This window comes from Pseudomonas sp. OF001 (assembly GCF_904426495.1).
GTDB lineage: Bacteria > Pseudomonadota > Gammaproteobacteria > Pseudomonadales > Pseudomonadaceae > Geopseudomonas.
This window is the reverse complement of sequence record NZ_CAJGBM010000007.1, coordinates 42,857-58,087: the sequence shown is the minus strand read 5'-3', so window position 1 is coordinate 58,087 and position 15,231 is coordinate 42,857. Positions and strand designations below refer to the sequence as shown.

The 15,231-nt window shown below is 68.8% G+C and carries 12 protein-coding genes; 11 read left to right on the top strand and 1 reads right to left on the bottom strand.

Annotation, left to right across the window (positions count from 1 at the left end; translation table 11 throughout):
* Nucleotides 1-102: 102 nt before the first annotated feature.
* A complete protein-coding gene (locus RA210_RS05655) occupies nucleotides 103-1,083 on the top strand; it encodes a tRNA dihydrouridine synthase (RefSeq protein WP_136488762.1) in 981 nt (326 codons plus the stop codon).
* A 53-nt stretch (nucleotides 1,084-1,136) separates the two neighbouring features.
* Here RA210_RS05655 and RA210_RS05650 read toward each other — a convergent pair whose 3' ends face one another.
* Complete coding sequence (locus tag RA210_RS05650) at nucleotides 1,137-2,012, bottom strand: LysR family transcriptional regulator (RefSeq protein WP_136488761.1); 876 nt, start codon at nucleotides 2,010-2,012, stop codon at nucleotides 1,137-1,139.
* A 123-nt stretch (nucleotides 2,013-2,135) separates the two neighbouring features.
* Between RA210_RS05650 and leuC the strand changes: the two genes are divergently transcribed.
* The 10 genes from leuC (at nucleotide 2,136) to folC (ending at nucleotide 15,216) form a co-directional block, all read left to right on the top strand.
* On the top strand, nucleotides 2,136-3,560 hold the full coding sequence (gene leuC, locus RA210_RS05645) for a 3-isopropylmalate dehydratase large subunit (RefSeq protein ID WP_201485674.1): 1,425 nt from the start codon (nucleotides 2,136-2,138) through the stop codon (nucleotides 3,558-3,560).
* 11 nt (nucleotides 3,561-3,571) lie between these two features.
* The gene (gene leuD / locus RA210_RS05640; protein ID WP_201485673.1) at nucleotides 3,572-4,219 is read left to right on the top strand and encodes a 3-isopropylmalate dehydratase small subunit; all 648 of its coding nucleotides are present in this window, start codon (nucleotides 3,572-3,574) and stop codon (nucleotides 4,217-4,219) included.
* A 63-nt stretch (nucleotides 4,220-4,282) separates the two neighbouring features.
* Nucleotides 4,283-5,365: a 3-isopropylmalate dehydrogenase gene (gene leuB / locus RA210_RS05635; protein WP_201485672.1), complete on the top strand. Its 1,083-nt coding sequence runs from the start codon at nucleotides 4,283-4,285 to the stop codon at nucleotides 5,363-5,365.
* Nucleotides 5,366-5,425: 60 nt separating this feature from the next.
* On the top strand, nucleotides 5,426-6,538 hold the full coding sequence (gene asd, locus RA210_RS05630; RefSeq protein WP_201485671.1) for an aspartate-semialdehyde dehydrogenase: 1,113 nt from the start codon (nucleotides 5,426-5,428) through the stop codon (nucleotides 6,536-6,538).
* A gap of 163 nt (nucleotides 6,539-6,701) precedes the next feature.
* Nucleotides 6,702-7,697, top strand: coding sequence for an aspartate-semialdehyde dehydrogenase (locus RA210_RS05625; protein ID WP_201485670.1), 996 nt, complete (start codon nucleotides 6,702-6,704; stop codon nucleotides 7,695-7,697).
* A gap of 158 nt (nucleotides 7,698-7,855) precedes the next feature.
* Complete coding sequence (locus RA210_RS05620) at nucleotides 7,856-11,218, top strand: FimV/HubP family polar landmark protein (protein ID WP_236574631.1); 3,363 nt, start codon at nucleotides 7,856-7,858, stop codon at nucleotides 11,216-11,218.
* Nucleotides 11,219-11,220: 2 nt separating this feature from the next.
* Nucleotides 11,221-12,075: a tRNA pseudouridine(38-40) synthase TruA gene (gene truA / locus RA210_RS05615; protein WP_136488754.1), complete on the top strand. Its 855-nt coding sequence runs from the start codon at nucleotides 11,221-11,223 to the stop codon at nucleotides 12,073-12,075.
* 78 nt (nucleotides 12,076-12,153) lie between these two features.
* On the top strand, nucleotides 12,154-12,774 hold the full coding sequence (locus tag RA210_RS05610; protein ID WP_201485668.1) for a phosphoribosylanthranilate isomerase: 621 nt from the start codon (nucleotides 12,154-12,156) through the stop codon (nucleotides 12,772-12,774).
* A gap of 262 nt (nucleotides 12,775-13,036) precedes the next feature.
* A complete protein-coding gene (accD, locus tag RA210_RS05605; RefSeq protein WP_136488752.1) occupies nucleotides 13,037-13,921 on the top strand; it encodes an acetyl-CoA carboxylase, carboxyltransferase subunit beta in 885 nt (294 codons plus the stop codon).
* Entirely contained in the window at nucleotides 13,918-15,216 is a 1,299-nt protein-coding gene (folC, locus tag RA210_RS05600; protein ID WP_136488751.1) for a bifunctional tetrahydrofolate synthase/dihydrofolate synthase, read from the top strand. The genes accD and folC overlap by 4 nt, the downstream gene beginning before the upstream one ends.
* The last annotated feature ends 15 nt before the right edge of the window (nucleotides 15,217-15,231 follow it).

Here is a 15,231-nt window from a genome sequence, read left to right as displayed (position 1 = left end):
GCTTGTCGCCTCGCGGCGAGGCTCTGCGAACGGCTGGATGCTTTCGTGCCCGCTCCGTCTTGCTAGAATCCGCGGCCCTGCCTTTCTCCGAGAGCTTCCCCTGTGCAGATTGCCCTGGCGCCCATGGAGGGGCTGGTCGATGAAATCCTCCGCGAGCTGCTGACCGAGGTCGGCGGCGTCGACTGGTGTGTCAGCGAGTTCGTGCGTGTCTGCGACCGCCTGCTGCCGCTGGCGAGCTTCCGCAAGCTGGCGCCGGAGCTGGACTGCGGCTGGCGCACCGCCGGCGGCACGCCGATGCGCCTGCAGCTGCTCGGCTCCGATCCCGTGTGTCTGGCCGACAACGCGGCCTTCGCCGCCAGCCTGGGTGCGCCGGTGGTCGACCTTAACTTCGGCTGCCCGGCCAAGACGGTCAACAAGTCGCGTGGCGGTGCGGTGCTGCTCAGGGAGCCCGAGCTGCTGCACGCCATCGTCCACGAGGTGCGCCGCACTCTGCCGGCCGCTGTGCCGGTCACCGCGAAGATGCGCCTGGGCTACGACAGCCCGGACGCTGCGCTGGACTGCGCCCGCGCCCTGGCCGAGGGCGGCGCTGCCATGCTGGTAGTACACGCACGCACCAAGCTCGACGGCTACAGGCCGCCGGCGCACTGGGAATGGGTGGCGCGGGTGCAGGAGGTGGTCGACATCCCGGTCTATGCCAACGGCGAGATCTGGACGGTCGACGACTGGCGGCGCTGCCGCGAGGTCAGCGGGGCGAACAACATCATGCTGGGCCGCGGCCTGGTTTCCCGTCCCGATCTGGCCCGGCAGATCGCCGCCGCCGAAGCCGGGTGCGAGCCGGCCCTGCTGGGCTGGGGCGAGCTGCAGCCGCTGCTGCAGCTGTTCTGGCGCAAGGCACGGCAGAAGCTGGCGCCGCGCTACGCGCCGGGGCGGCTCAAGCAGTGGCTGGCCATGCTGACGCGCAGCTATCCCGAGGCGCAGGCGCTGTTCGACAGCATTCGCCGTGACAACGATTGTGCGCGGCTGGATGCGTTGTTCGGGCTGCGCGCCGGGGAGTTGCTCAGCACCGAGGCCGTCCCCGCGTAGGGTGCGCCGCGCGCACCGCTCAAGGCGTCGGCTCCCGGTGCGCGCGGCGCACCCTACGGATTTCCCGCGCGATCCAGCAGCTGCATGAACGCCCGCGCCGCATTGGACAGGGTGCGCTCGGTGTGCACGATGTAGCCGAGCTGGCGGCTCAGCTGGATGCCTTCCAGCGGCAGGCGCTTCACCTGCTCGTCGAGCATGGTGCGCGGCAGCACGCTCCAGGCGATGCCGATCGACACCAGCATCTTGATGGTCTCCAGATAGTTGGTGCTCATGCTCACGTTGGGTTTGAGCCCGGCCTGCTCGAACAGGCCCTGGACGATATGGTGGGTGAAGGTGTTCTCGCCGGGGAATACCGCCGCATGCTGCGCCACCTCGGCCAGCGTCACCGGCCCACCGTGGGCCAGAGGGTGTTCAGGGGCGGCGACGAAGTCCAGCGGATCGTCCCACACCGGCACCGCGCGCACCGGCGCGGCGGTATGCGGGGCGAGGGTGATCACCGCCAACTCGGTGCGTCCGTGCAGCACCTCTTCATAGGCCACCTCCGAGTCGAGGAAGCGGATGTCCAGCGCCACCTGCGGGTGGGCGCGGGTAAAGGCGCGCAATAAAGGCGGCAGACGATGCAGGCCGATGTGGTGGCTGGTGGCCAGGGTCAGCCGGCCGCCGATGGCGCCGTTGAGATTGCTCAGTGCGCGGCGCGTGTCGTCCAGCACGCCGAGCACCTGGCGCGCACGCGGCAGCAGGGCGCGGCCGGCTTCGGTCAGGCTGACCTCGCGGCCGATGCGGTCGAACAGCCGCGCATTCAGCTGCTGCTCCAGCGCGGCGATGCGCTTGCTGACCGCCGGCTGGGTCAGGTGCAGGCGCTCGCCGGCGGCCGAGAAGCTGCCGGTTTCGGCGATGGCGATGAAGGTGTCGAGGCTGGCCAGGTCCATGTTCGGATTCCATCGGGTTATCCAAAGCATGAAAAATATGAATTTGCTTCATCGGTGGCAAGCCCATAGGATCGACCGCACAAGCCCTGTGGGCATACAGCAACAACCGATGAGGAACACCCCGTGGCCGGCAAGACGCTTTACGACAAGCTCTGGGACATGCACCTGGTCAAGCAGCGCGACGATGGTTCGGCGCTGATCTACATCGACCGCCAGATCCTCCACGAAGTGACCTCGCCGCAGGCCTTCGAGGGCCTGCGCCTGGCCGGCCGCAAGCCGTGGCGCGTCGACGCCAACATCGCCACCCCGGACCACAACGTGCCGACCACCAAGGCCGAGCGCCAGGGCGGCCTGGAGTCGATCCACGACGAGGTGTCGCGCCTGCAGGTGCAGACCCTCGACGAGAACTGCGACGACTTCGGCATCCTCGAATTCAAGATGAACGACGTGCGCCAGGGCATCGTCCACGTGGTCGGCCCGGAGCAGGGCGCCACCCTGCCGGGCATGACCGTGGTCTGCGGCGACTCGCACACCTCCACCCACGGCGCCTTCGGCGCGCTGGCCCACGGCATCGGCACCTCCGAGGTCGAGCACGTGCTGGCGACCCAGTGCCTGGTGGCCAAGAAGATGAAGAACATGCTGGTGAACGTGGAGGGCCAACTGCCCGCCGGCGTCACCGCCAAGGACATCGTGCTGGCGATCATCGGCAAGATCGGCACCGCCGGCGGCAACGGCCATGCCCTGGAATTCGCCGGCAGCGCGATCCGCGACCTGTCGATGGAAGGCCGCATGACCATCTGCAACATGGCCATCGAGGCCGGCGCGCGCGTCGGTCTGGTCGCCGTGGACGAGAAGACCATCGCCTATGTCGAAGGCCGCACCTTCGCGCCCAAGGGCGCCGACTGGGATGCCGCCGTGGCGCAGTGGCAGGGCCTGGTCTCCGACGCCGACGCCCACTTCGATACCGTGGTCGAGCTGAAGGCCGAAGAGATCAAGCCGCAGGTCAGCTGGGGCACCTCGCCGGAAATGGTGCTGCCGGTCGATGCGACCGTGCCGAACCCGGCCAATGAGGCCGACCCGGTCAAGCGCGACTCCATCGTCCGCGCGCTCAAGTACATGGGCCTGACCGCCGACCAGCCGATCACCACCATCAAGCTGGACCGCGTGTTCATCGGTTCCTGCACCAACTCTCGCATCGAGGACCTGCGCGCCGCCGCCGAGGTGGCCAAGGGTCGCAAGGTCGCCGCCACCGTCAAGCAGGCGCTGGTGGTGCCGGGCTCCGGCCTGGTCAAGGCGCAGGCCGAGGCCGAGGGGCTGGACAAGATCTTCATCGAGGCCGGCTTCGAGTGGCGCGAGCCGGGCTGCTCCATGTGCCTGGCGATGAACCCGGACCGCCTGGAGAGCGGCGAGCACTGCGCTTCCACCTCCAACCGCAACTTCGAGGGCCGTCAGGGCGCCGGTGGCCGTACCCACCTGGTCAGTCCGGCCATGGCTGCCGCCGCCGCGGTGACCGGTCACTTCGTCGATGTGCGCGAGCTGCTGAACTGAGGATTGCCTGAATGAAAGCCTTTACCCAACACACCGGCCTGGTCTGCCCGCTGGATCGCGCCAACGTCGACACCGACCAGATCATTCCCAAGCAGTTTCTCAAGTCGATCAAGCGCACCGGCTTCGGCCCCAACCTGTTCGACGAGTGGCGCTACCTGGACGTCGGCCAGCCGAACCAGGACTGCAGCAAGCGTCCGGTCAACCAAGACTTCGTGCTGAACTTCCCGCGCTACCAGGGCGCCAGCGTGCTGCTGGCCCGCGAGAACTTCGGCTGCGGTTCCTCCCGCGAGCACGCGCCCTGGGCGCTGGAAGAGTACGGCTTCCGCACCATCATCGCGCCGAGCTACGCCGACATCTTCTTCAACAACAGCTTCAAGAACGGCCTGCTGCCGATCATCCTGCCGGAAGTGGAAGTGGACGAGCTGTTCCAGCAGTGCGAGGCCAGCGAGGGCTACCAGCTGACCGTCGACCTGGCCGCACAGACCGTGACCCGTCCGGACGGCAAGGTGCTGTCCTTCGACATCGACCCGTTCCGCAAGCACTGCCTGCTCAACGGTCTGGACGACATCGGCCTGACCCTGCAGGATGCCGAGGCGATCAAGGCGTTCGAAGCCAAGCACCAGCAGAGCAGCCCCTGGCTGTTCGGCGCGATCAAGTAACCCCCTTTTCGGCGGGAGCGGGCAGAGCTCGCTCCCGCGGTTCGACCTTTACAAGGACATGCAATGAGCAAGCAGATTCTGGTGTTCCCGGGTGATGGTATCGGTCCGGAAATCGTCGCCGAAGCGGTCAAGGTGCTGGAGCTGGCCAACGAGAAGTACCAGCTGGGCTTCGAGCTGAGCTACGACGAGCTGGGCGGCGCCGCCTACGAGAAGTACGGCAGCCCGCTGGCTGACGAAACTCTGGAGCGCGCCCGCGCTGCCGACGCCATCCTGCTCGGCGCCGTCGGCGGCCCGCAGTGGGACAACCTCGATCGTCCGCTGCGTCCGGAAATGGGCCTGCTGAAGATCCGCTCGCAGCTGGGCCTGTTCGGCAACCTGCGTCCGGCGCTGCTCTACCCGCAGCTGGCCGGCGCCTCGACCCTCAAGCCGGAAATCGTTGCCGGCCTGGACATCCTCATCGTCCGCGAGCTGACCGGCGGCATCTACTTCGGCAGCCCGCGCGAAAGCCGCGTGCTGGAGAATGGCGAGCGCATGGCCTTCGACACCCTGCCGTACAGCGAGAGCGAGATCCGCCGCATCGCCAAGGTCGGTTTCGACATGGCCATGCTGCGCAACAAGAAGCTGTGCTCGGTGGACAAGGCCAACGTGCTGGAGTCCAGCCGCCTGTGGCGCGCCGTGGTCGAGGAAGTCGCCAAGGACTATCCGGAGGTCGAGCTGTCGCACATGTACGTCGACAACGCCGCCATGCAGCTGGTCCGTGCGCCCAAGCAGTTCGACGTGATCGTCACCGACAACATGTTCGGCGACATCCTGTCGGACGAGGCCTCCATGCTCACCGGCTCGATCGGCATGCTGCCGTCGGCCTCGCTGGACGCCAACAACAAGGGCATGTACGAGCCGTGCCACGGCTCGGCGCCGGACATCGCCGGCAAGGGCATCGCCAACCCGCTGGCCACCATCCTCTCGGTGTCGATGATGCTGCGCTACAGCTTCGCCCAGGTCGAGGCGGCCAACGCCATCGAGCAGGCGGTCAGCAACGTGCTGGACCAGGGCCTGCGCACCGGCGACATCTGGTCGGAAGGCTGCCAGAAGGTCGGTACCCGCGAGATGGGCGATGCGGTAGTCGCCGCGCTGCGGAATCTGTAAGCTGTCCGGGAGCCGCCCCGTCGCGGGCGGCCCCACTTTTTCGAGAAAGGTGTAGTTGCGATGAAGCGTGTAGGTCTTGTCGGTTGGCGCGGTATGGTGGGTTCCGTGCTCATGCAGCGGATGCTGGAAGAGCGCGATTTCGACCTGATCGAGCCGGTGTTCTTCACCACCTCCAACGTGGGTGGCCAGGGTCCGTCGATCGGCAAGGATATTGCCCCGCTGAAGGATGCCTACAGCATCGACGAACTGAAGACCCTCGACGTGATCCTCACCTGCCAGGGTGGCGACTACACCAGCGAAGTATTCCCCAAGCTGCGCGAAGTCGGCTGGCAGGGCTACTGGATCGACGCGGCCTCCAGCCTGCGCATGAACGATGACTCGGTGATCGTCCTCGATCCGGTCAACCGTAAGGTCATCGACCAGTCGCTGGACAACGGGGTGAAGAACTACATCGGCGGCAACTGCACCGTCAGCCTGATGCTGATGGCTCTCGGCGGCCTGTACGAGGCCGGTCTGGTCGAGTGGATGAGCGCCATGACCTACCAGGCGGCTTCCGGCGCCGGCGCGCAGAACATGCGCGAGCTGATCAAGCAGATGGGCGCGATCCACCACGCGGTGGCCGACGATCTGGCCAACCCGGCCAGCGCCATCCTCGACATCGACCGCAAGGTCGCCGAGACCCAGCGCGGCGCCGACTTCCCGGTCGACCACTTCGGCGTGCCGCTGGCCGGCAGCCTGATCCCTTGGATCGACAAGGAGCTGCCCAACGGCCAGAGCCGCGAGGAGTGGAAGGGCCAGGCCGAGACCAACAAGATCCTCGGCCGCAACAAGAGCCCGATCCCGGTCGACGGCCTGTGTGTGCGCATCGGCGCCATGCGCTGCCACAGCCAGGCGCTGACCATCAAGCTGAACAAGGACGTGCCGCTGGCCGACATCGAGGGCCTGATCAGTCAGCACAACCCCTGGGTCAAGCTGGTGCCGAACCAGCGCGAGATCAGCATGCGCGAGCTGAGCCCGACTGCCGTCACCGGCACCCTGAGCGTGCCGGTCGGCCGCCTGCGCAAGCTCAACATGGGCTCGCAGTACCTCGGCGCCTTCACCGTCGGCGACCAGCTGCTGTGGGGTGCGGCCGAACCGCTGCGCCGCATGCTGCGCATCCTGCTGGAGCGTTGAGGGCAGGACGCCAGCGCCCCTGTCGCGATCACAGAAGACCCGCCTCGGCGGGTCTTTTGCTTCATGTCAAAGGCCTGGCAACCAGTCGTCCCTAGAGTCCGCTGGTGCCTATCCAGCGCCTGCCCGGCTCGCTAAAGTGCCACACCTTTTTCCGAGGTCCCCCATGAATCAATCCTTCGACATCGCCGTGGTCGGCGCTACCGGTCTGGTCGGCGAGGCGCTGCTGATAGCGCTCGACGAGCGCGATTTCCCGGTCGGCACCCTGCATGCCCTGGCAGCAGCCGATGCCGCCGGCCAGGTCGCGGCGTTCCGCGAGCGCAACCTGCGCGTCCAGCCTGCCGACGGCTTCGATTTCGCCAGCGTGTCCCTGGTGTTCCTGCTCGAGCCGCTCCCCGCCGCGCAGCTGGCGCGTATCGAGGCCGCCGGCTGCGCGCTGGTCGATCTCGCCGGCGTGCTGGACCTGCAGCGGGCGCCCTGCGTGGTGGCCGAAGTCAATCCGCAGCAGGCCGAGTCCGCGCGCTGGCTGCGCAGCCCGCTGCCGGCGGTGGTGGCGCTGGCCAGCGTGCTCGGCACCCTGCGCCAGGTGGTCGAGCTGCGCCGGGTCACCCTCACCGCCTGCCTGGCGGTGTCCAGCCGCGGCCGCGACGGCATCGAGGAGCTGGCCCGGCAGACCGCCCAGCTGCTCAACGCCCGACCGGTGGAGCCGCAGCTGTTCGACCGGCAGATCGCCTTCAACCTGCTGGCCCGCGCCAGCGCCGAGCTGCCCGACGGCCACGCCCGCGACGAGCGCCGCCTGGCCGGCGAGCTGGGCGAGGTGCTCGGCGAGCCGACGCTGCCGGTGGCGGCGACCTGCGTGCAGGCGCCGGTGTTCTTCGGCGACAGCCTGGCGGTCAGCCTGCTGTGCGCCGAGCCGGTCGACCTGGCCGTGGTGCGCCACTGCCTGGACGATGCCGAGGAACTCGAGCTGGTCGAGCAGGGCGACTATCCCACCGCCGTGGGCGATGCCCTGGGCCAGGACCTGGTCTATGTCGGCCGGCTGCGTGCGGGGCAGCTGGATCCGTGCGAACTCAATTTGTGGATTGCATCAGATAACGTGCGAAAAGGTTCGGCGCTCAATGCCGTACGGCTGGCCGAGTTGTTGCTTAAACACACCCTGTAAAAGATACTGGCCCGACATTTCGGTCGGCTTTGTCCATCCTGGTCGCGCATGTCCCGAGGCCCCGCATACACCGGCCGCGGGGCTCCGGCGTGCCGCCACTCGCTCGGCGAGACAGAAGAAACAAGGGATTACACGCTATGGTTCGGGTACGCAAACTGGTGCTAGCAATTGCCGCCGCTTCGGCGCTGACCTCCGGCATGGCGCACGCGTTGGGGTTGGGCGAGATCTCGCTGAAGTCCGCCCTGAACCAGCCACTGGATGCCGAGATCGAACTGCTCGAGGTGCGTGACCTGGGCACCGGCGAAGTGATCCCGGCGCTCGCCGCCGTCGAGGAATTCAACAAGGTCGGCGTCGACCGCCCGTACTTCCTGACCGACCTCAAGTTCACCCCGGTGCTCAAGCCCAACGGCAAGAGCGTGATCCGCGTGACTTCCAGCAAGCCGGTGCGCGAGCCCTACCTGAACTTCCTGGTCGAGGTGCTGTGGCCCAACGGTCGCCTGCTGCGCGAATACACCGTACTGCTCGATCCGCCGCTGTACTCGCCGCAGACTGCGGCCGCTGCCACCCCGCGCCTGCCCCAGGCCGCCCCGATCGCGCCTGCCGTTCCGCAACTGTCCGAACGGGCGCCGCTGCCTGCGCCGCAGGCCGAGGCTCCCGTCGCCCCGGCGCCGGGCCTCGCCCGGGATTCGCTGCGCGATGGCCAGTACCGCGTCGGCCGCGACGATACCCTCTGGCAGATCGCCGAGCGTGCCCGGCCGAGCAATGCCGTGTCGGTACACCAGACCATGCTGGCGATCCAGGAGCTCAATCCGGATGCCTTCTTCGATGGCAACATCAATCGCCTGAAGAGCGGCCAGGTGCTGCGCCTGCCGACCGAAGCGCAGGTGCGCAGCCGCAGCCAGGCCGATGCCCTGGCCCAGGTGCAGGCGCAGAACAGTGCCTGGCGCGAGGGACGCGTGGTCCAGCCGGTGGCGACCGCCCGCCAGCTCGACGCCACCCGCCGCAGCCAGGCCGGCAACGCACCGGCCCAGGCGCCGGTCGAGGACAATCTGCGTCTGGTGTCCGCCGCTGCCGGCAAGTCGACCAGCGGCAGCGACAACGGCGCCGCCGCCGACAGCAAGGCGCTGGCCGACAAGCTGGCGGTCAACCAGGAAAGCCTGGCGACCACCCAGCGCGAGAACCAGGAGCTCAAGGAGCGCCTCGGCGACCTGCAGAGCCAGCTGGACAAGCTGCAGCGCCTGATCGAGCTGAAGAACGAACAACTGGCCAAGCTGCAGGGCGGCTTGGCGAGCGAGGCCGCGGCGCCGGTCGCGGCTGCCGGCGTTGCTGGCGCCGAGGCTGCGGTGGCTGCCGCAGCGCCCCAGCCGACGGCCGAAGGCAAGGTCGAAGCTGCTGCCGACGGCAAGCCGCAGGTCGCAGCCGAAGCGCAGCCTGCGATTGCGGAGCAGCCGGCGGCCGATACCAGGCCGGAGTCCGAGGCCGGCGCCGAGGCTGAAGCCGGCGCCAAGCCGGTCGAGGCCGCTGCGGCGCCGGTCGCTGCCGAACCCGCGGCGGCTGAGCCCGCTCCGGCTGCAAGCGAGCAGCCCGCACCGGCTCCGGTTGCCGAAGCGCCCGAGCCTGCTCCGGTCAAGCCGGCCGCCCTGCCGGTCGAGGCCGAGCCGGCGTACGAGCCGAGCCTGCTCGACGAGGTGCTGGCCGACCCGCTGCTGCTGGCCGCTGGAGGCGGCGCCCTGGCTCTGCTGGCCGGCCTGGGTCTGATGATCAATGCCCGGCGCAAGGCGCAGAAGCCGAGCGACGATGCGCAGGGCGAGCTGTTCACCGATCCGGGGGCATCGTCCGCAGCGGCGGTCGCTCCGGTCGACGTCCCGGACTTGGGCGAGCCGCTGGCCGACGAGCGTGCGCCGGGGGCGCCCATGCCGTCGCTGAAGGGCTCCGACCCGCTGGGCGAGGCAGAGATGTACAGCACCTACGGTCGCTTCACCCAGGCCGCCGAGTTGCTGCGCAACGCCATCAACGAGGAGCCGCAGCGCGCCGATCTGCGCCTCAAGCTGATGGAAGTCTGCGCCGAGATGGGCGACCGTGAAGGTTTCGTCCGTCAGGAGGCCGAGCTGGGCGAGATTGGCGGCGCCCAGCCGCAGATCGATCAGCTGCGTGCCCGCTATCCGCAGATCCTCGCCAGCGCTGCCGCCATCGGCATCGGCGCGGCCGCGGCGGCGGATGCTTTCGATTTCTCGGCCGGCGCTGGCGATGACAAGGTCGCTGCCCGGCAGGACGAGGAGTTCTCCCTCGACGACCTCACCCTCGACGACCTGGCGCCGAGCGCAGCGCAGCAGGCGGGCGCAGCGAGCGAGCCGGTCGGCGACTTCGACCTCAGTCTCGACGATCTGGAGGCCGAACTCGAGCGCGAGCTGGCGGCCAGCCCGCAGGCCGCCGTCGAGGCTGGCCAGGGGCTGGACGAGCTGACCCTGGAGGGCTTGGGCGACGATCTGCTGGGGCTCGAGCCGGCGAAGTCGGATGTGGTCGCCAGCGAGGGGCTGACCGAGCCGGACGCTCTGGACTTCGACCTGCAGCTGGATGCCATCGAGCTGCCGCCTGCGGCTGCAGACGTTGACTTCGGGCTGGGTGAAACCCTGCAGGCCGAGGAGGGCGCCCGCGCCCCTGGTGCCGCGCAGAGCGACGAGGATCTGTTCGCCGAACTGGATCAGCTGGGTCTGGACGATACGCTGCTGGCGGATGAGCCGGCACCGGCAGTCACCGAGCTGGGTGACGAGGCGCTGTTCGCCGAGCTGGATCAACTGGGTCTGGACGATACGCTGCTGGCTTCCGAGCCGGCGCCGGCAGTCGTCGAGTCGAGCGACGAGGCGCTGTTCGCCGAACTGGATCAACTGGGCCTGGACGATGCGCTGCTGGCGGCCGAGCCGCAGTCGCCGGTCGCCGGTGGGGACGACGAGAGCCTGCTCGCCGAGCTGGATCAGCTGGGGCTGGACGACTCGTTCCTGCTGGCCGAGGCCGACGCACCGCAGGCTGGCGTAGCTGAGCCGGCCACCGACAGCGTCGCCGTGAGCGGCGAGGACGAACTCCTGCTGGATCTGGCCGGCCTGGAGTTGGCCGATCCCGAGGAGGGGGAGCCGGGCGTGGTGCCGGCAACCGCCAGCCTGGAGGGACTGGACGAACTGGAACTCGAGCTGCAGGCGCTGGGAGCGAGCAGCGGGGTGGAGCATGATCTGGATGCCGCGTTCGACGAGTTCCTCGCCCAGTCCGGAGTCACCGAGCCGGCTGCCGGCGCCGAGCTGCCGTCGTTCGACGTGGCGGAAGTGGCTGCGGTGCCGGAGCTGACCGGCAACGAGGACTTCAACTTCCTCGCCGATACCGACGAGACCGCGACCAAGCTGGAGCTGGCCCGCGCCTACATCGACATGGGGGATGCCGATGGCGCCCGCGACATCCTCGACGAGGTGCTCAAGGAGGGCAATGCCGGCCAGCAGCAGGAAGCGCGCGAGATGATGGGGCGCATCGCCTGAGCATGACGTTCGCAGACATTGCAGTACCAGCGGCAGCCGAGACGGCTGCCGCTGGCGTTTCCAGGATTGCCCTCGGCGTCGAGTACAAGGGGGCGCGCTATCGCGGCTGGCAACGCCAGGAGGCCGGGGTTCCCTCGGTGCAGGAGGCGCTGGAGAAGGCGCTGTCCAAGGTGGCTGCCGAGCCGGTGTCGATCATCTGTGCCGGGCGTACCGACGCAGCGGTGCACGCCAGCGGACAGGTGGTGCACTTCGATACCGGCGTCGAGCGTCCGCTCAAGGCCTGGATCATGGGTACCAATGCCAACCTGCCGGGCGACATCAGCGTGACCTGGGCGCAGCCGATGCCGGCGCACTTCCACGCGCGCTTCTCCGCCGTGGCGCGTCGCTACCGCTACGTGATCTACAACGACCCGGTGCGTCCGGCGCACCTGGCCGAGGAGATCACCTGGAACCACCGTCCGCTGGAGGTGGCGCGCATGCGTGCCGCTGCCCGCGCGCTGGTCGGCACTCATGACTTCACCTCGTTCCGTGCCGTGCAGTGCCAGGCCAAGTCGCCGATCAAGACCATCCATCATCTGGAGGTGATCGAACATGGCCGCTTCATCGTGCTGGACGTGCGCGCCAACGCCTTCCTCCACCACATGGTGCGCAACATCGCCGGGGTGCTGATGGCCATCGGCGCCGGCGAGCGCGAGCCGCAGTGGGTGGCGGAAATCCTCGCCGCGCGCGATCGCCGCAGCGGCGGAGTGACCGCCCATCCCTACGGGCTGTATCTCGTGCAGGTGGAGTACCCGGACGAGTTCCAGTTGCCGCAGCGCTACCTGGGCCCGCATTTCCTTTCCGCGCTGGAGTCCTGAACCCGAGTCGCCAGGCAGGCTGACGCTGTCCGGGGCATTTGCTACTATCGCAGACTTTGTCTGCCGGAGGGTGTCCCGTTGTCAGTGGTTCGCAGCAAGATCTGCGGGATTACCCGCGTCGAGGATGCCCTGGTGGCGGCCGAGGCCGGCGCCGATGCCATCGGTCTGGTGTTCTACGCGAAGAGTCCGCGGGCGGTCGACGTGCACCGCGCTCGGGAGATAGTGGCGGCGCTGCCGCCCTTCGTCACCACCGTCGGCCTGTTCGTCAACGCCTCGCGCTGCGAGCTGAACGAGATCCTCGGCGCGGTGCCGCTGGATCTCCTGCAGTTCCACGGCGACGAGACGGCGGCCGACTGCGCCGGCTACCACCGCCCCTACATCAAGGCCCTGCGCGTGCGTCCGGGAGAGGACATCCGCGCGCGCTGCGCCGAATATCCCGAGGCCGCCGGCATCCTGCTGGATACCTTCGTCCCCGGCGTGCCGGGCGGTACCGGCGAAGCCTTCGACTGGTCGCTGGTGCCGGAGGAGCCCGGCTGTCCGCTCATCCTCGCCGGCGGCCTGACGCCGGAGAACGTCGCGACGGCGATCCGCCAGGTGCGTCCGTGGGCGGTGGACGTGAGCGGCGGGGTGGAGGCGAGCAAGGGTGTCAAGGATGCCGCCAGGGTGCGGGCCTTCGTCGCGGCGGTGCGCGGCAGTTGACGTCGGCCATGTGACGGTCGCCACCGGCGCGCCGTCCATTAGCCTGAGATCGCCGCAGGGCTGGACCTGTCGGTGCTGAATTTATCGCGTGATGGCCGCTGCGGCGGCCGCGCGCACCATGGTCGCGAGCGATGCGGGCGTCGTCGTGCGGGCAGCAGGGCTGCCGGGCGAGCCGTGTCGGATCGTGGTCCCAACGTGAATCTGCTCGAGGAGCTGTGCGCGCACCCGGTGCGCGCCAGTCCGGGCCTACGGAGAACAGAGCATGAGCAACTGGCTGGTAGACAAACTGATTCCCTCGATCATGCGTTCCGAGGTGAAGAAAAGCACGGTGCCCGAGGGCCTGTGGCACAAGTGCCCGTCCTGCGACACGGTGCTCTACCGTCCGGAGCTGGAAAAGACCCTGGATGTCTGCCCCAAGTGCGATCACCACATGCGCATCAACGCGCGTACCCGTCTGGGCTTCTTCCTCGATGCCGAAGGCCGCGAGGAGATCGGCGCCGAGCTGGAGCCGGTGGACCGCCTGAAGTTCCGTGACAGCAAGAAGTACAAGGACCGCCTGAGCGCCGCGCAGAAGGATACCGGCGAGAAGGACGCGCTGGTCGCCATGAGCGGCACCCTGCAGGGCCTGGCGGTGGTCGCCTGCGCCTTCGAGTTCTCCTTCATGGGCGGCTCCATGGGCTCGATCGTCGGCGAGCGCTTCGTGCGCGCCGCCAACGTCGCCCTGGAGAAGCGCTGCCCGCTGATCTGCTTCTCCGCCTCCGGCGGCGCGCGCATGCAGGAAGCGCTGATCTCGCTGATGCAGATGGCCAAGACCTCGGCGGTGATCGCCCGTCTGCGCGAGGAGGGCATCCCCTTCGTTTCCGTGCTGACCGATCCGGTATACGGTGGTGTGTCGGCCAGCCTGGCCATGCTCGGTGACGTCAACGTCGCCGAGCCCAAGGCGCTGATCGGTTTCGCCGGCCCGCGGGTGATCGAGCAGACCGTGCGCGAGAAGCTGCCGGAAGGCTTCCAGCGCAGCGAGTTCCTCCTCGATCACGGCGCCATCGACATGATCGTCCATCGCGCCGAGCTGCGTCCGCGCCTGGCCCGCCTGCTGGCCCAGCTGACCCACCAGCCGACCCCGGTCGCGGAGCCGCTCAGCGCATGAGTCGCAGCCTCGCCGACTGGCTGAGCTACCTGGAGCAGTTGCATCCCGTGTCGATCGACATGGGCCTGGAGCGCGCTCGCACAGTGCTCGAGCGCCTCGGTCTCGGCCGCCCGGCGCCGCGGGTGATCACCGTCACCGGCACCAACGGCAAGGGTTCGACCTGTGCCTTCCTCGCCAGCCTGCTGCGCGCCAGCGGGCTGCGTGTCGGCGTGTACAGCTCGCCGCACCTGCTGCGCTACAACGAGCGGGTGCAGTTGCCGGACGGCGAAGCCAGCGACGAGGCGCTCTGCGCCGCTTTCGCCGCTGTCGAGGCGGCGCGGGGCGAAACGTCGCTGACCTATTTCGAGATGGGCACCCTGGCGGCCTTCTGGCTGTTCGAGCGCGCGGCGCTGGATGCGGTGGTGCTCGAGGTCGGTCTGGGCGGTCGCCTGGATGCGGTGAACCTGGTCGATGCCGACCTGGCGGTGGTCACCAGCATCGGTGTCGACCATGTCGAGTGGCTGGGCGACAGCCGCGACAGTGTGGCGGTGGAGAAGGCCGGGATCTTCCGTGCCGGCAAGCCGGTCGCCTGTGGTGACCTGGATCCGCCCCCGGTGCTGCTGGCGCGCGCCCGCGAGCTGGGCTGCCCGCTGCGTCTGCGCGGACGCGACTTCGACCTGGCGCTCGGCGAAACGGGCTGGCACTGGCGTGGCCAGGATCCGTCCGGTCAGCCGCTGGAACTCAACGACCTGCCGCTGCTCGATCTGCCGATGGAGAATGCCGCCCTGGCCCTGCAGGCCTTCGTCCTGCTGGGCTTGCCCTGGCAGCCTGGGACGCTGGTCGAGGCGCTGCGCGAGACCCGCGTCAGCGGCCGCCTGGAGCGCCGTCGGCTATGCTGGCGGGGAAGGACGCTGAACCTGCTGCTGGATGTCGGCCACAATCCGCATGCCGCCGAGTACCTGGCCGCGCGCCTGGCCCTGCATCCCCTGGCCGGGCGTCGCCTGGCCGTGTTCGGTTTGCTGGCCGACAAGGATCTGGCCGGCGTGCTCGAGCCGTTGCTGGGGCAGATCGCTCACTGGGCCGTGGCGCCGCTGCCGACCCCGCGCAGCCGCAGTGCCGCGGAACTGCAGGCCGCTCTCGCGGCGCGCGGCGCCAGCGCCTGCGCCTGTGCTTCGCTGGCTGCGGCCCTCGAGTCGCAGCTTGAGTTGGCCGGCGAGGACGACGAGGTCCTGGTGTTCGGTTCCTTCTACAGCGTGGCCGAGGCCCTGCACTGGCTGGAACAGCTCGGCAGCGACCAGCAGCCCCATCAGGGATAAGCGGAGAGGCAGCCG